The 22,413-nt window shown below is 72.2% G+C and carries 20 protein-coding genes; 7 read left to right on the top strand and 13 right to left on the bottom strand.

Annotated features, from left to right (window positions below; all coding sequences use genetic code 11):
- The first annotated feature begins 119 nt into the window (after nt 1-119).
- Together IF28_RS0133750 and IF28_RS0133745 are read left to right on the top strand one after the other, a co-directional pair.
- The gene (locus tag IF28_RS0133750; protein ID WP_030228714.1) at nt 120-1,475 is read left to right on the top strand and encodes an FAD-binding oxidoreductase; all 1,356 of its coding nucleotides are present in this window, start codon (nt 120-122) and stop codon (nt 1,473-1,475) included.
- Nucleotides 1,476-1,508: 33 nt separating this feature from the next.
- Nucleotides 1,509-2,264 carry a decaprenylphospho-beta-D-erythro-pentofuranosid-2-ulose 2-reductase gene (locus IF28_RS0133745; RefSeq protein WP_030228712.1) on the top strand — a complete coding sequence of 252 codons (756 nt, stop codon included), beginning with the start codon at nt 1,509-1,511 and terminating at the stop codon, nt 2,262-2,264.
- A gap of 15 nt (nt 2,265-2,279) precedes the next feature.
- On the opposite strand, the gene IF28_RS0133740 is transcribed toward IF28_RS0133745, so the two are convergent.
- Nucleotides 2,280-2,858, bottom strand: a complete 579-nt coding sequence (locus tag IF28_RS0133740) for a 2'-5' RNA ligase family protein (RefSeq protein WP_030228710.1) — start codon at nt 2,856-2,858, stop codon at nt 2,280-2,282.
- A gap of 229 nt (nt 2,859-3,087) precedes the next feature.
- Nucleotides 3,088-4,080 carry a tryptophan--tRNA ligase gene (gene trpS / locus IF28_RS0133735; protein ID WP_078621620.1) on the bottom strand — a complete coding sequence of 331 codons (993 nt, stop codon included), beginning with the start codon at nt 4,078-4,080 and terminating at the stop codon, nt 3,088-3,090.
- Nucleotides 4,081-4,232: 152 nt separating this feature from the next.
- Between trpS and IF28_RS0133730 the strand changes: the two genes are divergently transcribed.
- The 3 genes from IF28_RS0133730 to IF28_RS0133720 all read left to right on the top strand — a co-directional run bounded on the left by IF28_RS0133730 (nt 4,233) and on the right by IF28_RS0133720 (nt 6,517).
- The gene (locus tag IF28_RS0133730; RefSeq protein WP_030228706.1) at nt 4,233-4,793 is read left to right on the top strand and encodes an RNA polymerase sigma factor; all 561 of its coding nucleotides are present in this window, start codon (nt 4,233-4,235) and stop codon (nt 4,791-4,793) included.
- The gene (locus IF28_RS0133725) at nt 4,786-5,667 is read left to right on the top strand and encodes a hypothetical protein (RefSeq protein ID WP_030228704.1); all 882 of its coding nucleotides are present in this window, start codon (nt 4,786-4,788) and stop codon (nt 5,665-5,667) included. The genes IF28_RS0133730 and IF28_RS0133725 overlap by 8 nt, the downstream gene beginning before the upstream one ends.
- A 208-nt stretch (nt 5,668-5,875) precedes the next feature.
- A complete protein-coding gene (locus IF28_RS0133720; RefSeq protein ID WP_234325402.1) occupies nt 5,876-6,517 on the top strand; it encodes a hypothetical protein in 642 nt (213 codons plus the stop codon).
- 70 nt (nt 6,518-6,587) lie between these two features.
- Here the strand turns inward: IF28_RS0133720 and IF28_RS0133715 are convergent, their stop codons facing one another.
- From IF28_RS0133715 to IF28_RS0133700, 4 genes are all read right to left on the bottom strand, one after another.
- The gene (locus IF28_RS0133715) at nt 6,588-8,042 is read right to left on the bottom strand and encodes a glycine hydroxymethyltransferase (RefSeq protein ID WP_030228698.1); all 1,455 of its coding nucleotides are present in this window, start codon (nt 8,040-8,042) and stop codon (nt 6,588-6,590) included.
- Between the two features lie 255 nt (nt 8,043-8,297).
- Nucleotides 8,298-9,482, bottom strand: a complete 1,185-nt coding sequence (locus tag IF28_RS0133710; protein WP_030228695.1) for a glutathionylspermidine synthase family protein — start codon at nt 9,480-9,482, stop codon at nt 8,298-8,300.
- A gap of 7 nt (nt 9,483-9,489) precedes the next feature.
- The gene (locus IF28_RS0133705) at nt 9,490-9,831 is read right to left on the bottom strand and encodes a hypothetical protein (RefSeq protein WP_030228692.1); all 342 of its coding nucleotides are present in this window, start codon (nt 9,829-9,831) and stop codon (nt 9,490-9,492) included.
- A gap of 146 nt (nt 9,832-9,977) precedes the next feature.
- Complete coding sequence (locus tag IF28_RS0133700) at nt 9,978-11,363, bottom strand: PLP-dependent aminotransferase family protein (protein ID WP_030228689.1); 1,386 nt, start codon at nt 11,361-11,363, stop codon at nt 9,978-9,980.
- Nucleotides 11,364-11,410: 47 nt separating this feature from the next.
- On the opposite strand from IF28_RS0133700, the gene IF28_RS0133695 reads away from it, so the two are divergent.
- Both IF28_RS0133695 and IF28_RS0133690 read left to right on the top strand, forming a co-directional pair.
- Nucleotides 11,411-11,917: a carboxymuconolactone decarboxylase family protein gene (locus tag IF28_RS0133695; protein WP_030228686.1), complete on the top strand. Its 507-nt coding sequence runs from the start codon at nt 11,411-11,413 to the stop codon at nt 11,915-11,917.
- Nucleotides 11,914-12,366, top strand: a complete 453-nt coding sequence (locus IF28_RS0133690; RefSeq protein ID WP_030228683.1) for a carboxymuconolactone decarboxylase family protein — start codon at nt 11,914-11,916, stop codon at nt 12,364-12,366. Before IF28_RS0133695 ends, IF28_RS0133690 begins: the two co-directional genes overlap by 4 nt.
- 9 nt (nt 12,367-12,375) lie before the next feature.
- Here the strand turns inward: IF28_RS0133690 and IF28_RS0133685 are convergent, their stop codons facing one another.
- The 7 genes from IF28_RS0133685 to IF28_RS0133655 all read right to left on the bottom strand — a co-directional run bounded on the left by IF28_RS0133685 (nt 12,376) and on the right by IF28_RS0133655 (nt 22,295).
- Nucleotides 12,376-13,326 carry an ABC transporter substrate-binding protein gene (locus IF28_RS0133685; RefSeq protein WP_030228680.1) on the bottom strand — a complete coding sequence of 317 codons (951 nt, stop codon included), beginning with the start codon at nt 13,324-13,326 and terminating at the stop codon, nt 12,376-12,378.
- A 1-nt stretch (nt 13,327) separates the two neighbouring features.
- Nucleotides 13,328-15,277, bottom strand: coding sequence for an ABC transporter permease (locus IF28_RS0133680; protein ID WP_030228676.1), 1,950 nt, complete (start codon nt 15,275-15,277; stop codon nt 13,328-13,330).
- Nucleotides 15,277-16,383, bottom strand: coding sequence for a quaternary amine ABC transporter ATP-binding protein (locus tag IF28_RS0133675; RefSeq protein ID WP_037894611.1), 1,107 nt, complete (start codon nt 16,381-16,383; stop codon nt 15,277-15,279). The genes IF28_RS0133680 and IF28_RS0133675 overlap by 1 nt, the downstream gene beginning before the upstream one ends.
- Nucleotides 16,380-17,936 (bottom strand): GMC family oxidoreductase, encoded by a 1,557-nt coding sequence (locus IF28_RS0133670; protein ID WP_030228671.1) that lies wholly within the window; start codon nt 17,934-17,936, stop codon nt 16,380-16,382. The genes IF28_RS0133675 and IF28_RS0133670 overlap by 4 nt, the downstream gene beginning before the upstream one ends.
- Nucleotides 17,937-18,024: 88 nt before the next feature.
- A complete protein-coding gene (locus IF28_RS0133665) occupies nt 18,025-19,545 on the bottom strand; it encodes an aldehyde dehydrogenase family protein (RefSeq protein ID WP_030228669.1) in 1,521 nt (506 codons plus the stop codon).
- Nucleotides 19,546-19,808: 263 nt separating this feature from the next.
- A complete protein-coding gene (locus IF28_RS0133660) occupies nt 19,809-20,798 on the bottom strand; it encodes a malate dehydrogenase (protein ID WP_030228667.1) in 990 nt (329 codons plus the stop codon).
- A gap of 432 nt (nt 20,799-21,230) precedes the next feature.
- On the bottom strand, nt 21,231-22,295 hold the full coding sequence (locus tag IF28_RS0133655) for a helix-turn-helix domain-containing protein (RefSeq protein ID WP_078621618.1): 1,065 nt from the start codon (nt 22,293-22,295) through the stop codon (nt 21,231-21,233).
- Nucleotides 22,296-22,413 lie beyond the last annotated feature (118 nt).

The raw sequence follows: 22,413 nt of genomic DNA, 5'->3' as shown, positions 1-22,413 counted from the left end.
ACCCCCGGGCGGGCGGAACTCCCGCCCCTATGGTGCGACATCCCATTAATCACCCGTTTCGGGGACGGGATTGACGTTTCAAAACCAACCAGTCACATAGGGGCGATACGGTCACCGTCATGCCTGCCGACACCGTTTCCGTCACGGGGTGGGGCCGCACCGCTCCCTCCGCCGCCCGGCTCATCCGCCCGCGGACGTACGAGGAGGTCGCCCTCGCGGTCCGGGAGTGCGGCGCGCGCGGGGGCATCGCGCGGGGGCTGGGACGGGCCTACGGGGACGCGGCGCAGAACGCGGGCGGTGCCGTGCTCGACATGACGGGCCTGGACCGGGTGCACGCGATCGACGCCGACGGCGGCACCGTGCTGTGCGACGCGGGCGTCTCCCTGCACCGGCTGATGGAGGTGCTGCTGCCGCTCGGCTGGTTCGTGCCGGTGACGCCCGGCACCCGCTATGTGACCGTCGGCGGGGCGATCGGCGCCGACATCCACGGCAAGAACCACCATGTCTCCGGCTCCTTCTCCCGCCATGTGCTGTCCCTGGAACTGCTCACCGCCGACGGGCAGGTCCGTACGGTGGTGCCGGGCACGCCGCTGTTCGAGGCGACGGCGGGCGGCATGGGCCTGACCGGGGTGATCCTCACCGCGACGGTCCGGCTGCTGCCGGTCGAGACCTCGCTGATGTGCGTCGACACCGAACGCGCGGGCGACCTCGACGACCTGATGGCCCGCCTCGCCGACACCGACCACCGCTACCGCTACTCGGTCGCCTGGATCGACCTGCTGGCCAGGGGCCGGGCCACCGGACGCGCGGTGCTCACGCGCGGTGACCACGCCCCCCTGGACGCCCTGCCCCGGCGCGTCCGCACCCGCGGGGAGCCCCTCTCCTTCCGCACGTCCCGGCTCCCGGCCGCCCCGTCCTTCGTCCCCGAGGGCCTGCTCAGCCGCACCACGGTGGGACTGTTCAACGAGCTCTGGTACCGCAAGGCGCCCCGCGCGCGGACCGGGCAACTCCAGCGGATCCCCGCCTTCTTCCACCCCCTGGACGGCGTACCGCACTGGAACCGGGTCTACGGCCGGGGCGGCTTCGTGCAGTACCAGTTCGTCGTCGGGCACGGCCGGGAGGACGCCCTGCGCCGGATCGTGCGCCGGATCTCGGAGCGCCGCTGCCCGTCCTTCCTCGCCGTCCTCAAACGCTTCGGGGGGTCCGACCCGGGCTGGCTGTCCTTCCCCGTGCCGGGCTGGACGCTGGCCCTGGACATTCCGGCGTCCCTGCCCGGCCTCGGCGGTTTCCTCGACGAACTCGACGAGGAGGTGGCCGGCGCCGGCGGGCGGGTCTACCTCGCCAAGGACTCCCGGCTGCGCCCGGAGCTGCTCACGGCCATGTACCCCCGCCTGGACGACTTCCGCGCGCTGCGCGCCCGCATCGACCCGCGCGGGGTGTTCGTCTCCGACCTGGCCCGCCGCCTCCATCTCTAGGCACGATCCGAACGACACCCCCTAGGAGCCGTCATGAAGGACGCCTTCGGCCTCCCCCAGTCCCTGCTCGTCCTCGGCGGCACGTCCGAGATCGCGCTGGCCACCGCGCGACGGCTGATCGCCCGCCGCACCCGCACGGTGTGGCTGGCCGGCCGCCCCTCCCCCGGCCTGGACGAGGCCGCCGCGCACCTGCGCGACCTCGGCGCCGAGGTCCGCACCGTCGCCTTCGACGCGCTCGACCCCGACGCCCACGAGGACGCGCTCGGCAAGGTGTTCGCCGAGGGCGACGTCGACATGGTGCTGCTCGCCTTCGGCACCCTCGGCGACCAGGCGCACGACGAACGGGACCCCGGGGCGGCGGTACGGGTCGCGCAGACCAACTACACCGGCGCGGTCTCGGCGGGCCTGGTGTGCGCGAGCGCGCTCCAGACGCAGGGGCACGGCTCCCTGGTGGTGCTGTCCTCCGTCGCCGGCGAGCGGGCCCGCCGCGCGAACTTCATCTACGGCTCCAGCAAGGCCGGCCTCGACGCCTTCGCCCAGGGCCTCGGCGACGCGCTCCACGGCACGGGGGTGCACGTCATGGTCGTACGCCCCGGGTTCGTCCGTACGCGGATGACGGCGGGGCTCCCCGAGGCGCCGCTGGCCACCACCCCGGAGGCCGTCGCGGCGGCCGTGGAGCTGGGCTTGAGGCGCCGCGCGGAGACCGTGTGGGTGCCGGGCACGCTGCGGGTGGTGATGTCGGCGCTACGGCATCTCCCGCGCGGGGTGTTCCGCCGGCTGCCGGTCTGAGACGCGGCCGGCGGGTCAGTGGGCGGAGACGGATCCCCGGTCCACGCTCCCGCCCTGCGGCGGCACCACCGCCGTGCCGAAGGGGAACTCGCGCAGTTTGCGCCACACCCCGTCGGCGCCCTGCTCGTACAGTGCGAAGCCGGTGCAGGGCCACGCGGCCTCGTAGTCGGCGAGGTCCTCGTAGGCGCGGTCCATGGCCGCCTCCTCGATGCCGTGCGCCACGGTGACGTGCGGGTGGTACGGGAACTGCAGCTCGCGCGGGACCGGCCCGGAGGCCTCCCGGACCCGCTTCTGCAGCCAGGCGCACGCCGCGCCGCCCTCGACGACCTGGACGAACACCACCGGCGTCAGGGGCCGGAAGGTGCCGGTACCGGACAGCCGCATGGGGAATGGGCGGGCGGCCGCGGCGATCTCGCTCAGATGCGCCTCGACGGCCGCGAGGTCGGTGTCGCCGATCTCCGTCGGCGGGAGCAGGGTGACATGCGTGGGGATACCGTGAGCCGCGGCGTCGCCGAAGCCCGCGCGCAGCTGCTGAAGCCGGCTGCCGTGAGGCTCCGGGACCGCGATCGACACGCCGATCGTTACGGTCCCCACGTCGTCTCCTGTCGTTGTGGTGGTGAAGCGTGGCGGGTGGAACTGCGGTGAGCACCGGGTGACCGCGGAAACGGTCACCCGGTTATCGACTGTACGACCACGACCCGGATGCGGGCAGGCGCAACCGGAGTGATGTGCAGCGCTGTGCGGTGGTACGGACCGGGGGCGTGGACCGGTTCAGCGCCGGTGCGAGGCGTCCGCCCGGCGCTGGTGCGATCCGTGCGGCGGATCAGTGTTTGGCCGGCAGGAAGCCCACCCGGTCGTACGCCTGCGCGAGGGTCTCCGCGGCGACGGCACGCGCCTTCTCCGCGCCCTTGGCCAGGATCGAGTCGAGCGTCTCGGGGTCGTCCAGATACTGCTGGGTGCGCTCTTTGAAGGGGGTCGCGAACTCGACCATGACCTCGGCGAGGTCCGTCTTGAGCGCGCCGTAGCCCTTGCCCGCGTACCGCTCCTCCAGGACGGGGACGTCCGTCCCGGTGAGGGTCGACAGGATCGTGAGGAGATTGCTCACACCGGGCTTCTCCACGACGTCGTAGCGGATCACCGTGTCGGTGTCGGTGACCGCGCTCTTCACCTTCTTGGCGGTGGCCTTCGGCTCGTCCAGGAGGTTGATGAGGCCCTTCGGCGTGGACGCCGACTTGCTCATCTTGATGGACGGGTCCTGAAGGTCGTAGATCTTCGCCGTCTCCTTGAGGATGTACGGCTTCGGCATCGTGAACGTCTCGCCGAACCGGCCGTTGAACCGGTCGGCGAGGTCGCGCGTGAGCTCGATGTGCTGGCGCTGGTCCTCGCCCACCGGCACCTCGTCGGCCTGGTAGAGCAGGATGTCCGCGACCTGGAGGACCGGGTAGGTGAACAGTCCGACGGAGGCGCGGTCGGCGCCCTGCTTGGCGGACTTGTCCTTGAACTGGGTCATGCGGGAGGCCTCGCCGAAGCCGGTGAGACAGTTCATGACCCAGGCGAGCTGGGCGTGCTCGGGCACGTGGCTCTGCACGAAGAGCGTGCAGCGGTCCGGGTCGAGACCGGCGGCCAGCAGCTGGGCGGTGGCGAGCCGGGTGTTGGCGCGCAGCTCCTCCGGGTCCTGCGGGACCGTGATCGCGTGCAGGTCGACGACCATGTAGAACGCGTCGTGGGTCTCCTGCAGGGCCACCCACTGGCGGACGGCGCCGAGGTAGTTGCCGAGGTGGAACGAGCCTGCGGTGGGCTGGATTCCGGAGAGCACGCGGGGTCGGTCAGTCGCCATGCCCACCATTCTCTCAGGTCCCGCGAGGCGGTCCGGAACTGACCGGAAACAGATGGGAACCGATCCGTCCCCGGCGGTGTAACAAGAATGTGAGGACGCGGGAGGGGGGCCGCATCACCGATGAGGCCGCGGTGATCGCACGCGTACGCGCCGGGGAGCCCGAGGCGTACGCGGAGCTGGTGCGGGCCCATACGGGCATCGCGCTCAGGGCGGCCGCCGCGCTCGGGGCGGGGTCGGACGCGGAGGACGTGGTGCAGCAGGCCTTCGTGAAGGCGTACTGCGCGCTGGGCCGGTTCCGGGACGACATGGCGTTCCGGCCGTGGCTGCTGTCGATCGTGGCCAATGAGACGAGGAACACAGTGCGCGCCGCCATGCGGCGGTACACGCTCGCCGGCCGGGAGGCGGCGCTGGTGGAGGCGGAGCCGGTGATACCCGACTCGGCCGATCCGGCGGTGGCGACGCTGGAGTCGGAGCGCCGCGGGGTGCTGGCGGCCGCGCTGGAGAAACTGAGCGAGGAGCACCGGCTGGTCGTCACCTACCGCTATCTGCTGGAGATGGACGAGCGGGAGACCGCCCAGGCCCTGGGCTGGCCCCGGGGCACGGTGAAGTCGCGGCTGAACCGCGCCCTGCGCAAGCTGGAGCGCCTGCTGCCGGACTTCCGGCCCCGGGAAGGGGGTGAGAGGCGTGAGTGAGCGGTCCGACGACGAGGCCGCCCGGCTGCGGGAGGAGCTGCGGGCCTTCGGCCGGTCCCTGGACGGGCCGGACGGGGCCGCGGGGTCCGAGTCGATGGTCGAGAGGGTGCTGGGGCGGATACTCGCCGAGGAACTGCCGGTACCGGTCACCGAGCCGCCGGGGGCCGGGGCGCGGCTGCGGGGCTGGGCCCGGGCGCGGTGGCGGTCGCTGGTCGCGGCCCTGTGCGGGCTGCTGACGGTGCTGACGCTGACGCCTCCGGTGCGGGCGGCGGTGACCGACTGGTTCGGCTTCGGCGGGGTCGTGGTGCGGTACGACCCGTCGGCGGTGCCCTCGCCGGGGGCGAAGGTGCCGGGCTGCGGGCGGTCGCTGTCCTTGGGCGAGGCGGAGCGGCGGGCCGGGTTCGCGCCGGTGGTGCCGGAGTCGCTGGGCGTCCCGGACGCGGTGACGGTGGGTGCGCTGCCTCGGGGGCGGTTCCTGATGAGCCTGTGCTGGCGGGAGGACGGGCGGACGATCCGGCTCGACGAGTTCCCGGGCCGCCTGGACCTCGCCTTCGTCAAGAGCGTGCGCGAGCAGCCTCAGCATCTGTCGCTGAGTGGACGAAACGAGGAGGGCGCCGTTACCGATCCGGCCCTGTGGTTCCCGCGGCCGCATGTGCTGAGCTTCTGGCTGGTGGGTCCGGACGGTCACCGGTTCACCCGGAAGGAGCGCACCGCCGGGCCGACCCTGCTGTGGCCGCATGACGGTGCGGTGAGCGGTGAAGGTCCCGCCGCGGACGGGGTGACGCTGCGTCTGGAGGGGGTGGCGTCGAAGGCGCGGGCGCTGGAGATCGCGAAAGGGGTCGAGGAGGCGGGCGGCGAGGCGGGCGGCCGGTAGCGGCCGGGCTTCCGGAGAAATGCTCGGAATCGGGGCGGACCGAGTGGGAACCCCGGCGGGTCGGGCGGTGTACCAGAAGTGACAGGCGGCCCGTGGGCGGGCCGTACGGAGATCGACCGGCCGAGTGGGGGTCCGGATGCGTGGGTGGACGGGCAGGGTTCGACAACTGACGGCAGGGCTGGGCGCGTTGGCGGCGGGGTTGGCCCTGATGGTGTGGGGGGCGGCGCCCGCCTCCGCCGGCGGGCCGACGAGCGCGCTGGTGGTGTCGCCGGAGAGCGAGGAGACGGCGTCCGTGTACTACTCCGACAGCGAGTACGGCGAGTTGGAGCGGCTGCTCGGCCCGGTCGGCAAGGGCACGCGGGCGAGGCCGCCGGAGGACATACGGGCGAGGGAGCGGCTGATCAATGTGACGTGGATGGTGCACGACGTGACGCCGTGGCGGGTGGACCGGATCCTCATGGCGGAGGCGGGCCAGGACGCGTGGATACATACGGCGGAGCGGTTCAACGAGACGCCGAACGGCCTCTGGCACCGGGCCACCGACCCGTCGGACCTGTACAAACTGCTGTACTCGATGGGGGTGATGGGAGAGGGGACGGGCACCGGATCGGGTTCGGGGATCTACCCGGCGCCGTGGGAGACGGAGCAGGCGGAGCAGGCCGTGGCGGCTCCCTCCGAGACCCGCGCCGCACCGGTGAAGGACGACGGGACCGACTGGTGGTGGGCGATACCGGGCGTGGTGGCCGGAGCAGGCCTGGCTCTGGTGCTGGGGCCCCAGGTGAGGCGGCTGCCGCTGCTCCGTGGGCGGGAACGCGGCTCGGGGCCGAGGCAGGAGCTGCTGGACACCTGAGCACGCGTACGGCGGCCCGGTGCGGGACCGGACCGCCGTACGAGGCAGGGCTGGGCTGGGCTCGGCTGGGTCAGCCGAGGTCGATCTCCGGGTAGAGCGGGAAGCCGGCGACCAGGTCGGTGGCGCGGCGTGAGACCTCGTCGGCGATCTTCGCGTCGAGGATGTGGGCCGCCTTGGAGGGGGCTCCGGACTTGGTGGTGCCGGGCTCGGTCGTCGTCAGGACCCGGTCGATCAGGCCCGCGACCTCGTCCATCTCCGCCGTGCCGAGACCGCGCGTGGTCAGCGCGGGGGTGCCGATGCGGATGCCGGAGGTGTACCAGGCACCGTTGGGGTCGGCGGGGATGGCGTTGCGGTTGGTGACGATGCCCGAGTCGAGCAGGGCGGCCTCGGCCTGGCGGCCGGTGAGGCCGTAGGAGGTGGCGACGTCGATCAGGTTGAGGTGGTTGTCGGTGCCGCCGGTGACCAGGGTGGCGCCACGGCGCATCAGGCCCTCGGCGAGGGCGCGGGAGTTGTCGACGATGCGCTGGGCGTAGTCCTGGAAGGCGGGCTGACGGGCCTCGGCGAGGGCGACGGCCTTCGCGGCCATGACGTGCGGGAGCGGGCCGCCGAGGACCATCGGGCAGCCGCGGTCGACCTGGTCCTTGAGGGAGTCGTCGCACAGCACCATGCCGCCGCGCGGGCCGCGCAGCGACTTGTGGGTGGTCGTGGTGACGATCTGGGCGTGCGGGACCGGGTCGAAGTCTCCGGTGAGGACCTTGCCGGCGACCAGACCGGCGAAGTGCGCCATGTCGACCATGAGGGTGGCGCCGACCTCGTCGGCGATCTCCCGCATGATCCGGAAGTTCACCAGACGGGGGTAGGCGGAGTAGCCGGCGACGATGATCAGCGGCTTGAACTCACGGGCGGAGGTGCGCAGGGCCTCGTAGTCGATGAGGCCGGTGGCCGGGTCGGTGCCGTAGGAACGCTGGTCGAACATCTTGCCGGAGATGTTCGGGCGGAAGCCGTGGGTGAGGTGGCCGCCGGCGTCCAGGGACATGCCGAGCATGCGCTGGTTGCCGAAGGCCTGGCGGAGCTCGGCCCAGTCGGCCTCGGAGAGGTCGTTGACCTGGCGGGCGCCCGTCTTCTCCAGGAAGGGGACCTCGACCCGGGCGCCGAGGACGGCCCAGAAGGCGACCAGGTTGGCGTCGATGCCGGAGTGCGGCTGGACGTAGGCGTGGCGGGCGCCGAAGAGTTCCTTGGCGTGCTCGGCGGCGAGGGACTCGACAGTGTCGACGTTGCGGCAGCCGGCGTAGAAGCGGCGTCCGATGGTGCCCTCGGCGTACTTGTCGCTGAACCAGTTGCCCATCGTGAGGAGGGTGGCCGGGGAGGCGTAGTTCTCGGAGGCGATCAGCTTGAGCATCTCGCGCTGGTCGGCGACCTCTTGGGTGATCGCGTCGGCTACGCGGGGCTCGACGGTGCGGATCACGTCGAGCGCGGCTCGGTAAGCGGTGGAAGCGGGGGTGAGCGGCTGCTCGGGGGCTGACATGGGGACCTCCGGACGTGGCGTTCGGCGTTCACGGTGCGGCCCAGGCGCGCGGCACATGTTTCGGACCCGAGGGGTCCGGGGCCGCTTCCCGATGGTTGTTCCCATCCCTGCACGCCAGTCACGGCCCGCCGTCAGGGTACCGGGTGGCACGGGGTGCCAGGGGGTGGCGTCCGCCATGCGGGCTACCGCGTCTGCCGGGCGGTCGTGCGAGTCGCGGCCGCGCGCCCCTGGAGGGGCGCTCCCCCTCAGTCCCGTTTACAGGATCACGTGGGGGAGGAAGCGGGCGTACTCGTCCGTCACCAGGCCCGACGACTCGCGGATGCCCAGGCCCGCCGACTCGTTCTCCACCACCCATGCGCCCAGGACCACGTGGTTGCCGGCGAAGTCGGGGAGGGGGGCCAGTTGTTGGTAGCAGCAGGGGTCGGTGCGCGGGGTCGGGTCGGAGCCGGGCTCGTGAAGGGTCACTCCCGCGCCCTCGCGGCCCAGGAGGGGCTTCGCCACCCAGCCGGTGGTGGTGGCCAGGTCGCGGGGGCCGTCGAGGTGGGCCGGGAGGAGGTTGGGGTGGTCGGGGTAGAGCTCCCAGAGGATCGCCAGCAGTGCCTTGTTGCTGAGGAGCATCTTCCAGGCCGGCTCGATCCACAGGGTGGTGCCGGTGCCGCCGCCGTTGTCGAGGGTGGTGAGGACGTGGTCGGCGAAGCGGTCGGTGGTGAGCCACTCCCACGGGTACAGCTTGAAGATGCTGCGGATGAACCGGAGCCCGTTGTCGACGAAGCGTCCGGAGAGGCGGTCCCAGCCGATCTCCTCCACGGAGATCCAGTCGGTGTCGAGGCCGGCCTGTTCGGCGGTCTCCTTGAGGTAGGCGACGGTCATCAGGTCCTCGCCGAGCTCGTCGGCGGAGGAGTGGGCGAAGTACAGGGGGCTGCCCGGGGGGAGGAGGGCGGCCTGCTTCCTCCAGGCGTCGACGAGGCGTTCGTGGAGGGAGTTCCACTGGTCGGCGCCGGGGAAGCGGTCCTCCATCCAGAACCACTGGGGGGACGCGGCCTCCACCAGGGACGTCGGGGTGTCGGCGTTGTACTCCAGGAGCTTCGCGGGGCCGGTGCCGTCGTAGCGGAGGTCGAAGCGGCCGTAGACGGAGGGGAGTTCGGCGCGCCGATGCCAGGCCTCGGCGACCAGGCGGGCGATGCGCGGGTCGGTGATGCCGAGGTCGGCGAAGCGGTCGGCGGTGACGATGTGGTCGGCCGCCGCGAGGCACATGCGGTGCAGTTCCTCGACGACCTCCTCCAGCGCCTCGACCTCGTCCAGGGTGAAGACGTAGTAGGCGCTCTCGTCCCAGTAGGGGCGCAGGGAGTCGTCGGGGTAGCGGGTGAGGGGGTAGATGAGCCCCTGTTCCTCCACGGTCTCCTGCCAGCCCGGCCGGGGCTCGGTCGTACGGCGTTCCATGGGCCGCTCAGCCGCCGCTGCTGCCGGAGCCCGAGCAGCCGAAGCCGCCCCGGTCGACGGCCTCGCTGCGGCTGAAGGTGCCGTAGTCGGCGTAGCCGTTGCTGACGTCGGAGTCGTAGTACCAGTCGGCGCGGGTCGGGCGGCTCTTGCCGAGCGAACCGGAGGTGCTGGTGCCGGACGTGCAGTTCTTGTCGGAGACGACCTTGTAGCCGTTGAGGTAGTCGTAGCTGTCCCGGTCCACGCACCGCCGGTCTGGGTCGGAGCCGCATGAGGTCAGTGCCGCCGCGAGGACACCCATGCCCCCGAGCACCACCGTGCTGGACCGCAACCGCCGCCGTGACTCCGCCATAGCTCCCCCTCGCAGGCACTTCCCCCGGGTGCACCTCTCCCGGCTCGCGGCGGACAGCCTAGAGACCGCCGGGCCGCCCCGCACAGGAGCCCCCCGCCAAGACCCCGCCCCCGCCGCCGATTTGCGGGTATTGGCACGGTATGCGGTCAGGGCAGTGCCCGGCACAGGGCGTCCAGGGTGGCCGCCCAGGCGTGGTCCGGCGGGGTGGCGTAGCCGACGACCAGGGCGTCGCCCTCCGTGGTCCCGGCGCCGGGGTGGCGGTAGCGGGAGAGGCCGTGGACGGCGAGGTTCTGCCAGGTGGCGGCCTGGACCACGGACCGCTCGGTGCCGGGCGGGAGCCGCAGGACGGCGTGCAGGCCGGCCGCGATGCCGGTGATGAAGACCTCGGGGGCCCGGGTGGCGAGGGCTTCGACCAGGGAGTCGCGGCGGCGGCGGTAGCACAGCCGGGCGGCGCGGACATGACGGTCGTAGGCGCCGGAGGTGAGGAACTCGGCGAGGGTGAGCTGTTCGACGACGCTCACGGAGCGGCCGCCGCCGTGGGCGACGACGTCCGGGACCAGGGACGGGGGCAGGACCATCCAGCCGAGGCGCAGTCCGGGGGCGAGGGACTTGCTGGCCGTACCGAGGTGGACGACGTGGTCGGGGTCGAGGTTCTGGAGCGCGCCGACGGCCTGACGGTCGTAGCGGAACTCGCCGTCGTAGTCGTCCTCCAGGATCAGTCCGCCGGTGCGGCGTGCCCAGTCGACGACGGCGGCGCGCCGCTCGGGGCGCAGGGCGCCGCCGAGGGGGAACTGGTGGGCGGGGCTGAGCAGTACGGCGTCGGCGGCGCCCACGTCCCCGGCGCGGGTGCCGAGGGTGTCGAAGGGGAGCGCGGTGGTGGTGAGGCCGGTGCGGGCGACGAGGTCCCAGTGGAGGTCCAGCCCGTAGGACTCCACGGCGAGGGTGCGGGCGCCGCGGGCGCGCAGGATCTCGCAGAGGAGCTGGAGTCCGTGGGCGAAGCCGGAGCAGACGACGATCCGTTCGGGGTCGGTGCGTACGCCCCGGACCCGGGCGAGGTAGTCGGCGAGGGCCGTGCGCAGTTCGGGGCGGCCCCGCGGATCGCCGTAGCCGAAGGCTTCGTGCGGGGCGGCGGCGAGGGCGCGGCGGGTGGCCTTGAGCCATGCGGCGCGGGGGAAGGTGGCGAGGTCCGGGGTGCCCGGGACCAGGTTGTACGGAAGCCGCCCGGGGGTGCGGCGAGGGGAGGGCCGGCGTGTGGGCGGGCCGGCGGCGGCGCGGTCGGCGACGCGGGTGCCGGAGCCCTGGCGGGCCGTGAGCCAGCCCTCGGCGGCCAGATCGGCGTAGGCGTCGGCGACGGTGTTGCGGGCGAGGCCCAGGTCGGCGGCGAGGGAGCGGGAGGACGGCAGCCGGGTGCCGGGGGCGAGCCGGCCGGTGCGCACGGCCTCGCGCAGGGCGTCGGTCAGGCCGCGGCGCAGGCCGGGACCGGACGGTTCGAGGTGGAGGTCGATGCCGAAAGTGGCCCAGCGTTCTGCCATGGAAGTGGACCATACTCCTGGGCCGCCCCGCTTCTAGTCTCGGTGGCATGACGACACACACCGATACCGCCACCCACTCCTTCGCCCCCGAGCGGGCCCCCCGGCTGGAGTGGTCCCGGCACGCCCCCGAGGTCTGGAAGGCGATGCTGCGGCTCTCGAAGGCCGCCTCCGAGGGCGTGGACCCCGGCCTGCAGCACCTGGTGAACATCCGTGCCTCCCAGCTCAACCACTGTGCCTTCTGCCTGGACATGCACACCAAGGACGCGCTCGCGGCCGGCGAGAGCGTGGAGCGTGTCGTGCAGCTCTCCGCCTGGGACGAGTCGCGGCACTTCTACACGGAGCGGGAGCTCGCGGCGATCGAACTGACCGAGGCGATCACCGTCCTGACGGACGGATTCGTGCCCGACGAGGTGTACGAGACGGCCGCCAAGCACTTCGACGAGGCCGAACTGGCGCATCTGATCGCCGCGATCACGGTGATCAACGCGTGGAACCGGTTCGGCGTGACCTGCCGGCTGACGCCGGGCCACTACACGCCGGGACAGTACGCGTGACGGCTCGTACGACCCGCCTCGACGACGGGGTCCGCGGCGCGCTGCGCGCGATGGGCGCCGCCGCCGGGAAGGGCCTCGGCGATCCCGGTCTGGCCGAGCTGGTCCAGATCCGGGCCTCGCAGCTCAACCACTGCGCGTTCTGTCTGGACATGCACCTCGCGCTCGCCCGCAAGGGCGGGGTGGTGCGCGAGGCGCAGCTCGGTCTGCTGAGCGCCTGGGAGGAGGCCGGGGACGATGTCTTCGACGCACGGGAGCGGGCCGCGCTGGAGCTGACGGAGTCGGTCACCCTGCTGACGGAGGGGTTCGTACCCGACGAGGTGTACGAGCGGGCGGCGGCGCACTTCGACGCCGCCCGGCTCGCCCACCTCGTCGCGCTGATCGCCGCGATCAACAGCTGGAACCGGCTGATGGTCGCCCGACGGATCCCGCCGGGCGCCACCGACTGGTGAAGCGGGTGGTCAGGGCAGCCACGCCCGCCAGGTGGACTCGTGGCCGTCCACCCACTTCCTCGCCGCCTCCCGGGGCGACAGCTTCTGCTCGGCGATCAGCAGGGAGACCTCGTTCTGGTCCTCGGTCGTCCAGTTGAGGTTCCTGAGCAGCTCCGCCGCCTCGCCGCCGTGCCGTGCGAAGTCCGCATTGAGGTACTTCTGCAGCGGGGTGACCGGGTAGGCGCAGGCGACCTCCGCCGGGTCGGCGTCGCAGCCCTCCTCGTACGCGGGCAGTTCCACCTCGGTCATCGGCACCTTCGCCGAGAGCCACTGGGGGGTGTACCAGTAGGTGAGGAAGGGCTTCCTCTCCTTGGCGAACCGCTTGATCTGGGTGATCTGCGCGGCCTCGGATCCGGCGAACACCACCCGGTAGTCCAGCTTCAGGTTCTTCACCAGCGCCTTGTCGTTGGTGACGTAGGACGGGGAGCCGTCGAGGAGCTGGCCCTTGCCGCCGCTCTCCGGGGTGCGGAACCGATCGGCGTACTTGTCGAGGTTCTTCCAGTCGGTGACGTCGGGGTGCTCCTTCGCGAAGTACGTCGGCACGAACCAGCCGATGTGCCCGGTGACACCGAGGTCGCCGCCGTTCACGATCGTCTTCTTGTCGTCGACGTACCGCTGCTCCTGCTCGGGGTGCCCCCAGTCCTCCAGGATGGCGTCGACGCGGCCCTGGCTGAGCGCGTCCCAGGCGGGCACCTCGTCGACCTGGACGGTGTCGACGCGGTAACCGAGCTCCTCTTCCAGCAGGTACTGGGCGACGGCCACATTGGCCTGCGCGCCGACCCAGGACTGCACGGACAGGGTGACCGTCCTGGCCCCCTGGGCGTTCGCGAAGGGCGACGCCTGCTTGGTCATGTCGGCGGCGCCGCAGCCGGTGGCCAGCGCCAGTACGGCCACGGCGGCCGTGATCCGTGTACGGGACATCTCAGGCTCCCTTCGCCGTACGGCGCTCGGTGGGCTGTGTCACCCGGTCGAGCATCAGGCCGAGGCAGACGATCGCGGCCCCGGCGACCAGACCGGTCGCCAGATCGCCCTGGGCGAGGCCGAAGACGACGTCGTAGCCGAGCGCGCCCCCGCCGACCAGGCCGCCGATGATGACGACGGCGAGGACCAGGACGACGCCCTGGTTGACGGCGAGCAGCAGCGCGGGGCGGGCCAGCGGGAGCTGGACCTGCCGGAGTTGCTGGGTGCTGGTCGCGCCGAGCGAGCGGGCGGACTCCAGGGCGGCTGGGTCGACCTGACGCAGGCCCTGGGCGGTGATGCGGACGACGGCCGGCAGCGCGTAGACGACGGCGGCGGCGACGGCCGGGGCGCGGCCCACGCCGAACAGGGCGACGACCGGGATCAGGTACACGAACTGCGGCATCGTCTGGAACACGTCGAGCACCGGGCGCAGCAGCCGTTCGAAGCGGTCGCTGCGGGCGGCGGCGATACCGGTCGCGAAACCGATGACGAGGGTGACGGCGACGGCCGCGAGGACCTGCGAGAGCGTGTCCAGGGACGGCTTCCACACGCCGAGCACCCCGATGGCGGCCATGGCGAGGACGGCGGTGAGCGCGGTGCGCCACGTGCCGATCAGCCAGGCCAGGGCGGCGACGATCAGCAGCACCGACCACCAGGGCAGCCACTGCAGACCGTCCCGGAGCGGGTCGAGGACCCAGGTGGTGAAGCGGCCCGCCCAGTCGGCCGTACCGCCGACGACGGGGACGCCGGAGTAGAGGTGGTCGGTCATCCACTCGACGGCCCGGTTCACCGGCTCGGCGATGCCGACGACCCAGCCGTCGGGCCACTCGAGGCGGTCCGCGAGACGTCCGGCGGCCGCTACGGCCACGGCGGCGATCCCGGCGTACGCCCACAGCGCGCGGGAGTTCGGCGGGGGCGCCTGCCCGAGGCGTGCGCCGGCCGCGCCGGTCACCCGGTCGAGGACGACGGCGAGCAGCACGATCGGAACGCCGGCGGCGAGCGCGGCACCCACGTCGACCGAGGCCAGCGCCTGGTAGACGCGGTCGCCGAGACCGCCGGCGCCGATCACGGAGGCGATGACGGCCATGGACAGCGCCATCATGATCGTCTGGTTGAGCCCGAGGAGGAGTTCCCCGCGGGCCAGCGGGAGCCGGGCGGTCAGCAGGCGCTGGCGGGCGGTGGCCCCGAGCGAGTCGACCGCCTCCAGCACCTCCTTGTCGGCGCTTCGCAGGCCGAGCGCGGTGAGGCGGGCCATGGGCGGGGCGGCGTAGACGACGGTGGCGAGGACGGCGGCGGGGACGCCGATGCCGAAGACCAGGACGACGGGGAGGAGGTAGGCGAACGCCGGGAGCACCTGCATGGTGTCGAGGACCGGGCGCAGGATGCGGTGCATACGGTCGGACAGACCGGCGGCGAGGCCGAGGAGGGCGCCCACCGCGACGGACGCGGCGACCGCTACGGCCATCAGGGCGAGGGTCTGCATCGTGGGGACCCACATGCCGAGGAGGCCGCAGGTGAGGAACGCGGCGGCTGTGCCGAGGGCGAGGCGGATTCCGGCTGTGCGCCAGGCGATCAGGGCCGATACGGCGGTCACTCCCGCCCAGCCGACGGCGAGGAGGGCGAGGTAGACGGCGCGTACGGCGATGACGACGGCGTTGCTGACGTGGCCGAGGAAGTGGAGGAAGAGGGGGTGGGTGTCTCTGTTGTCGATGATCCAGTCGCTGGCGGTGGCCAGGGGGGTGGAGAGGTCGACGGTGAGTTCCCCGGGCCAGGTGCCGGTCGCCCAGCGGGCGGCTGCGAGGGGGGTGAGAACGGCCGCGAGGGCGGCGAGCACGAGGAGCTTGCGTACGGCGGGGTGGGTCGAGATGCCCGGCGGTGTCTTCTTGCGGGGTGTCGCCGTGAGCGTTGCCATCACACCTGCTCCTCGCTGGTGGTGGCCGTAGGGTGCTCCGGCTCGCGGCGCTGCGCCGGGGGGCTGCCGGCCGGGGTTGTGGTGCCTGCTACGACGTCCAGCAGCGTGCCTGCGTCGACTACGCCCAGGCATTTGCCTTCGGCCGTCACTCGGGCCGGGGTGCCTGCTCGGGCTACCGCTTCTATCGCTTCCGAGACCGTGGCCTCCGGGCGGATGGCCGGGCCTGTGGCTGCTTCCTCCGCCGAGGTGGGCGGGCGCATGGCTGTGCGGACGGTCAGGATCTGCTCTCGGGGGACGTCGCGGGTGAAGGCGCGGACGTAGTCGTCGGCCGGGGAGGCGACGATCTCCTCCGGGGTGCCGAGCTGGACGACTCTGCCGTCGCGCATCAGGGCGATGCGGTCGCCGAGTCTCAGGGCTTCCTGGAGGTCGTGGGTGATGAAGACCATCGTGCGGCCCTCCTCGCGGTGCAGCCGGATCACCTCCTCCTGCATGTCCCGCCGGATCAGCGGGTCGAGCGCGCTGAACGGCTCGTCGAAGAGGAGGACTTCGGGGTCGACCGCCAGTGCCCGTGCCAGGCCCACGCGTTGGCGCTGGCCGCCGGAGAGCTGGGCGGGTCTGCGCTGTTCCATGCCCTCCAGTCCGACCTTGGCGACGACCTCGGCGGCCCGCTCACGGCGCTCCGCCCTGCCCATGCCCTGGATCTCCAGTCCGTAGGCGACGTTGTCGAGGACGGTGCGGTGCGGCAGCAGGCCGAAGTGCTGGAAGACCATCGCGGCGCGGTGCCGGCGCAGTGCGCGCAGCCGGGACCGGTCCATGGCGCGGACGTCCTCGCCGTCGATGACGATGGTGCCGGCGGTCGGCTCGATCAGCCGGGTCAGACAGCGCACCAGCGTGGACTTGCCGGAGCCGGACAGGCCCATGACGACGAAGACCTCGCCCTTGCGGACGTCGAAGGACACATCGCGGACGGCGGCCGTGCAGCCGGTGCGGGCACGCAGTTCGGCCGGGTCGAGGGCGGTGAGGGCGGGGTCGGCGGGGATCCGGTCGGCCTTCGGGCCGAAGACCTTCCACAGGCCGTCCACGGAGAAGACGGGAGAGGCGCTCATCGCGCGTCACCCCCGATGAGGTCCACGGCGCGCTCGCCGACCATCAGGACTCCGATCATCGGGTTCACGGCGGTCATCGTCGGGAAGACGGAGGCGTCCGCGATCCGGATGCCCTCCAGTCCGCGGATCTTCAGCTCGGGGTCGACGACGGCGAGTTCGTCGTTCACCGCGCCCATACGGCAGGTGCCCGCCGGGTGGTAGACGGTGTGGGCGACCTTGCGGGCGTATGCGCCGAGTTCCTCGTCGCCGGTGATGTCCGGGCCGGGGCAGACCTCGCGCTTCAGCCAGCCCGCCAGCGGCTCCGTCTTCGCGATCTCGCGGGCGATGCGGATGCCGTCGACGAGGGTACGGCCGTCGTAGTCGTCCTCGTCGGTGAAGTACCGGAAGTCCAGGGCGGGTTTCACGGACGGATCGGCGCTGGTGAGGTAGAGCCGTCCCCGGCTCTTCGGCTTGGGGATGTTCGGGGTCATGGAGACGCCGAACTCCGGGCGTTCGTAGCCCAGTCGCTCCGGATTGTCCGTGAAGGGGATCTGGTAGAAGTGGAACATCAGGTCGGGGCCCGCGTGTTCGGGGTCGCGGCGCACGAACAGGCCCGCGTCGGAGTCCATCGCGGAGTTGTCGGGGATGGGGCCGTTCGTCTCCCAGACGATCACGGACTCGGGGTGGTCGAGCAGGTTCTCGCCGACGCCGGGCAGATCGTGCGCCACGGGTATGCCGAGGGCCTCCAGGTCGGCCCTGGGACCGATGCCGGAGTGCAGCAGCAGGCGCGGGCTGTCGACCGCGCCGGCGCACAGGAGGACCTCGCGCCGGGCGCGTACCAGCTTCTCCTCGCCGTCCCGGGTCCGCACGCGGACGCCCTCGGCGCGGGTGCCGTTCAGCTCCAGCCGGTAGGCCCAGGTCTCCAACAGGAGCGTGAGGTTGGGGCGTTCGTCCATCACCGGGTGGAGGTACGCCACGGACGCGGACGAGCGCTTGTTGTTCTCCGGGTGGTAGGCGAGGTCGAAGAAGCCGACGCCCTCGCTGAACGGCTTCCGGTTGAAGCCTTCCACGCGCGGCACGCCGAGCGCGGACCGGGCCGCGTCGACGAAGTCGCGGGCGATGGCGTTCCGGTCCTTCTCGTCGACGGGGACGATGTTGTTCTTGAGCCGGGCGTAGTACGCCTCCATCGGCACCGCGCCCCAGCCCTTGGCGCCCGCCCCCTCCCACTCGTCCCAGTCGGACGGCAGCGGCTTGAACGCGATGAGCGTGTTGTGCGAGGAGCAGCCGCCGAGGACGCGGGCGCGGCTGTGCCGGATGTGCGAATTGCCGCGCGGCTGTTCGGTGGTGGGGTAGTCGTAGTCGAGTTCGCCGCCGAGCAGGCCCATCCAGCGGCGCAGGGTCAGCACGTCGTCGCGGCCGACGTCGCTGGGGCCGCCCTCGATGACGGCGACGGTGACATCGGGGTTCTCGGTCAGCCGGGAGGCGATGACGGAACCGGCGGTGCCGCCGCCTATGACGACGTAGTCGTAGACGTGTTCGGGTTCGTGTTCGTGTTCACGGGTGTGAGCGGTCATCTGGGTGGTACTCCTCCGGGGACTCGGGAGAGGTGGGTGGATCGCCGTACGGCTTCGGGCGGGGCGGCGCGGCGGGGACGGCCGCGGTTCAGCCCGCGAACCAGCGCACCGGCTTCGGCGCCAGGTTCTGGTAGACGTGCTTGGTCTCGCGGTACTCGGCGAGACCGGCCGGGCCGAGTTCGCGGCCCACTCCGCTCCTGCCGAAGCCGCCCCACTCCGCCTGCGGGAGGTAGGGGTGGAAGTCGTTGATCCACACGGTGCCGTGACGCAGCCGCCCGGCCACGCGGCGGGCACGGCCCGGGTCCGCGGTCCATACGGCGCCGGCCAGCCCGTACTCGGTGTCGTTGGCGAGGGTGACGGCCTCGTCCTCGGTGCGGAACGTCTCGACGGTGAGGACCGGGCCGAAGACCTCCTCGCGTACGACCCGCATCTCGCGGTGGCAGCGGTCGAGGACGGTCGGCTCGTAGAAGTAGCCGGACTCGGGGCGTTCGGCGGACGGGGTGGGCCGCTTGCCGCCGGAGCGCAGCACCGCGCCCTCCTTGAGGGCGGATTCGACGTACTCCTCGACCTTGGCGCGCTGCTGTGCGGAGACGAGCGGGCCGCATTCGACACCGTCAGCGGTGCCCCGGCCGAGCCTGATCCTCTCGGCGCGGCGGGCGAGTTCGGTGACGAAGCGGTCCCGGACGGACTCCTCCACGATCAGCCGGGCGCCGGCCGAGCACACCTGGCCGCTGTGGATGAAGGCGGCGTTGAGGGCCTGGTCGACGGCGGTGTCGAAGCCCTCGTCGGTGGCGCAGGCGTCGGCGAAGACGACGTTGGGGTTCTTGCCGCCGAGTTCGAGGGCCACCTTCTTCACGGTCGGCGCGGCCGCCTGCGCGACCTTGGTGCCGCTGACCAGTCCGCCGGTGAAGGAGACGAGGTCGACGCCAGGGTGTTCGGCGAGCCGGGCGCCGACGGTGTGGCCGGGTCCGGTGACGATGTTGGCGGCCCCGGCGGGCAGTCCGGCCTCGGTGAGCAGGTCGACGAGGGCGACCGTGCTGAGCGGGGTGATCTCGCTGGGCTTGACGACGAAGGTGTTGCCGGCCGCGAGGGCCGGAGCGATCTTCCAACTGGCCTGGAGCAGGGGGTAGTTCCAGGGGGTGATCAGCGCGCAGACGCCGACGGGTTCGTGGACGACGACGCTGTGGACGTCGGGTGAGCCCGCGTCGACGACGCGGCCGGGCGCCTCCCCGGCGACCAGGTCGGCGAAGTAGCGGAAGGCGTCGGCGACACAGTCGATGTCGACGCGCCCCTCCTCGGCGGTCTTGCCCGCGTCCCGGCTCTCCAGCAGGCCGAGCTTCTCCCGGTCCCGTACGAGCAGGCCGGCGACGCGGCGCAGCAGCGCGGCGCGTTCGGCGACGGGGGTGTGCGGCCAGGGGCCCTCGTCGAAGGCGCGGCGGGCCGCCGCCACCGCGAGGTCGGTGTCCCGCTCGTCGCCCTCCGCGACCACGGCGAAGGGCCGGCCGTCCGCGGGGTCGAGGATCTCGCGGGTGGCGCCAAAGACGGCCGCCCGCCACTCGCCTCCCGCGTGGATGGTGTCGCGTGCCTGGAGTTCCGTACTGTCCGCCATGATCGGTCCGCTGCCTTCCGTTCCTGTTCAGCCACCCGCGAGTCACACAGATGTCATCCACGGGGCCGGGTGGGCTCCTGCCCTTGAGTCCCGTATGCATGCGGAACCAAGGGGCCGAAGTGCGAGGTGTCACGGAAAGCAAGGGCCGAACGGAGGAAATCGCCCGTCTCACAGGCATACGGTCACTGCCTGTCGGGGGTGCCGGGAACGCGAGGGGCCCCGCACCGGTACGGCCGGTGCGGGGCCCCTGCTGGCGGGTCCGATCAGATGAGGCCGAGGCCGCGGACCGCCTCGCGCTCCTCCTCGAGCTCCTTGACGGAGGCGTCGATACGGGCGCGGGAGAACTCGTTGACGTCCAGGCCCTGGACGATCTCGTACTTCCCGTCCTTGACGGTGACGGGGAAGGAGGAGATCAGGCCCTCCGGGACGCCGTAGGAGCCGTCCGACGGGATGCCCATGGAGGCCCAGTCGCCGTCGGCGGTGCCGTTGACCCAGGTGTGCACGTGGTCGATGGCGGCGTTGGCGGCGGAGGCCGCCGAGGAGGCGCCACGGGCCTCGATGATCGCGGCACCGCGCTTGGCGACGGTCGGGATGAACTCCTCGGCCAGCCACTTCTCGTCGTTCACGACCTCGGCGGCGTTCTTGCCGGCGACCGTGGCGTGGAAGATGTCGGGGTACTGGGTGGCGGAGTGGTTGCCCCAGATCGTCAGCTTCCTGATCTCGGAGACCGGGACGCCGGTCTTCTTCGAGAGCTGGGTCAGCGCGCGGTTGTGGTCCAGGCGGGTCATCGCGGTGAACCGCTCGGCGGGCACGTCCGGCGCGGCGGCCTGGGCGATCAGGGCGTTGGTGTTGGCCGGGTTGCCGACGACCAGGACCTTGATGTCGTCCGCGGCGTGGGCGTTGATGGCCGCGCCCTGCGGCTTGAAGATGCCGCCGTTGGCCTCGAGGAGGTCACCGCGCTCCATGCCCTTGGTGCGGGGGCGGGCGCCCACGAGAAGACCGACGTTGGCGCCGTCGAAGGCCACGTTCGGGTCGTCCGTGATGTCGATGCCCCGCAGAAGCGGGAACGCGCAGTCGTCCAGCTCCATCGCGGTGCCCTCGGCGGCCTTGAGCGCCGGGGTGATCTCCAGCAGGCGCAGCTTGACCGGCACGTCCGCGCCGAGCAGCTGGCCGGAGGCGATGCGGAAGAGCAGGGCGTAACCGATCTGGCCGGCCGCGCCGGTGACGGTGACGTTCACGGGAGTGCGGGTCATGGCGTTCTCCGTATGACAGCTGGCGGTGGGGCGGTCCCTGCCCCGGGGTGCGGGATCCCGCTCCGGCTCGTGACCGGCGTCCAGGATGATCGATCATCGGTTCGCATGATCGATCTCTTGGCGTCAAGAGAGATCCAGCGGTCAGGCTATCGCGCATCCGCGACGGCGGACGGCCGGGCTCCCTGTGGCCCGTCCCACAGAGTGACGGCCCGCGTACCCGGGTACGCGGGCGGGCACATGAAGGGGCGGCCGCCCCGTCCGGGAGAGGTGGGGGCGGGGCGGCCGCCGTCGGGGCCGACCATGCCGGACTCCCGTGGGGGTACCTTTCGCGTGCCCGCCTTTCGGCACAGCATTCGCGTCCCCACGGTTTCCCCACACATATGGCCCGAATGGGCCCATATGTGTGACGTATCGGGCGGGATGCGAGGCGGGTTACCCGGTGCAGCCCTTCTCGCCGGTGGCGGCCAGGATCGCGCAGGCCTTGGCGTCCGCCGCCTTCTTCACCGGCAGCATCGGGGTGTACGCGGCCGTGTCACCGGCGGCGGTGATGGTGTCGGTCTGCTTCTCGGCCGTACCCCCGCCGATCTCGACCTGGTCGCCCTGAGCGCCCTGGGTGATGCGTCCCCAGGCGGCGGCGCAGGTCTCGCTGTAGCGGACCTCCACCGTGGTGGCGCCGACGGTCGCGGTCCCGGTGGTGGTCACGAGGTCGCCGCTGCACCCCATCACCTCGGCGTCCTTGCCGGCGCAGGCGTCGCCGCTGCACTTGACGCCCGGGGGGAGTTTCGCGGCGGTGGCGGTGGGCGAGGGCGACCTGCCGGCGTCGTCCTTCTTCTTGTCGTCCTCGGTCCCGGTGACGTAGAGGCCGGCGGCGATCACCACCAGCGCGCCCAGCGCCCCGACGATGAACGTCGACATCCGCCGCTTGCCGCCGGGGCGGCCGCGTCCGGGGGCGGCCGGGGGCGGTGTGCCGCGACCACCCGGCGGACGCCCGCCCGCCCGGGGTGAGTCGTCCGGCGGGGTGACGCCCCAGGAGTTCACCTCCGAGGCGGTCGGCTGCGGCGGCACGCCGGGCGAGACCCCGGCCGGGCCGGCGACGCCCGGACGGACGGCGGCCCCGGCGCCCTTCGCGTTGCCCCTGCCGCCGGAGGACGGTCCGGCGACTTCGCTGAGCGCGGCGCGCGCCTGCGAGATCCGGATCGCCTCCATGGTCATGTCATGGCGCATCTCCGAACGGCTCCAGGCACGTTCGGCGAGCTCCCACATGGTGGTGAGGTGCAACGGGTTGGTCCCGGTGACCTCGGCCAGGGCCACGATCGCACCCTTCGGGGCGAGCAGCCGGCCGTTGAGATAACGCTCCCAGGACGTCTTGCTGTAGCCCGTACGGTCGGAGACCGACGCGACGCTCAGGCCGCTGCGGTCCACGACCCGCCTGAGCTGGCTCGTGAACTCCCTGATCTGCGGATCGAGTTCATCAGGCAAGGACTTCCAACGAGGCATTACTCTCCCCCTCTTCCCCCCACATGGTGCTGGTCTTTCCCCCACCCAAAGGATGCCGCCACACAGCGTCCCAGTTCCCCACCCCAGTCTCCCACCACCCCCACCCCCACCCTCCCCC

This window comes from Streptomyces sp. NRRL WC-3626 (assembly GCF_000718785.1).
In the GTDB taxonomy this organism is placed as follows: domain Bacteria; phylum Actinomycetota; class Actinomycetes; order Streptomycetales; family Streptomycetaceae; genus Streptomyces; species Streptomyces edwardsiae.
This window is presented reverse-complemented; position numbering and strand designations above follow the sequence as displayed.

Bases quoted from the DNA above. Each gene is read 5' to 3' on its own strand.
- IF28_RS0133750 (WP_030228714.1), top strand. From the start codon at position 120: ATGCCTGCCGACACCGTTTCCGTCACGGGGTGGGGCCGCACCGCTCCC.
- IF28_RS0133745 (WP_030228712.1), top strand. From the start codon at position 1,509: ATGAAGGACGCCTTCGGCCTCCCCCAGTCCCTGCTCGTCCTCGGCGGC.
- IF28_RS0133720 (WP_234325402.1), top strand. From the start codon at position 5,876: ATGGTGTGGGGGGCGGCGCCCGCCTCCGCCGGCGGGCCGACGAGCGCG.
- IF28_RS0133715 (WP_030228698.1), bottom strand. From the start codon at position 8,042: ATGTCAGCCCCCGAGCAGCCGCTCACCCCCGCTTCCACCGCTTACCGA.
- IF28_RS0133710 (WP_030228695.1), bottom strand. From the start codon at position 9,482: ATGGAACGCCGTACGACCGAGCCCCGGCCGGGCTGGCAGGAGACCGTG.
- IF28_RS0133705 (WP_030228692.1), bottom strand. From the start codon at position 9,831: ATGGCGGAGTCACGGCGGCGGTTGCGGTCCAGCACGGTGGTGCTCGGG.
- IF28_RS0133700 (WP_030228689.1), bottom strand. From the start codon at position 11,363: ATGGCAGAACGCTGGGCCACTTTCGGCATCGACCTCCACCTCGAACCG.
- IF28_RS0133695 (WP_030228686.1), top strand. From the start codon at position 11,411: ATGACGACACACACCGATACCGCCACCCACTCCTTCGCCCCCGAGCGG.
- IF28_RS0133685 (WP_030228680.1), bottom strand. From the start codon at position 13,326: ATGTCCCGTACACGGATCACGGCCGCCGTGGCCGTACTGGCGCTGGCC.
- IF28_RS0133680 (WP_030228676.1), bottom strand. From the start codon at position 15,277: ATGGCAACGCTCACGGCGACACCCCGCAAGAAGACACCGCCGGGCATC.
- IF28_RS0133675 (WP_037894611.1), bottom strand. From the start codon at position 16,383: ATGAGCGCCTCTCCCGTCTTCTCCGTGGACGGCCTGTGGAAGGTCTTC.
- IF28_RS0133670 (WP_030228671.1), bottom strand. From the start codon at position 17,936: ATGACCGCTCACACCCGTGAACACGAACACGAACCCGAACACGTCTAC.
- IF28_RS0133665 (WP_030228669.1), bottom strand. From the start codon at position 19,545: ATGGCGGACAGTACGGAACTCCAGGCACGCGACACCATCCACGCGGGA.
- IF28_RS0133660 (WP_030228667.1), bottom strand. From the start codon at position 20,798: ATGACCCGCACTCCCGTGAACGTCACCGTCACCGGCGCGGCCGGCCAG.
- IF28_RS0133655 (WP_078621618.1), bottom strand. From the start codon at position 22,295: ATGCCTCGTTGGAAGTCCTTGCCTGATGAACTCGATCCGCAGATCAGG.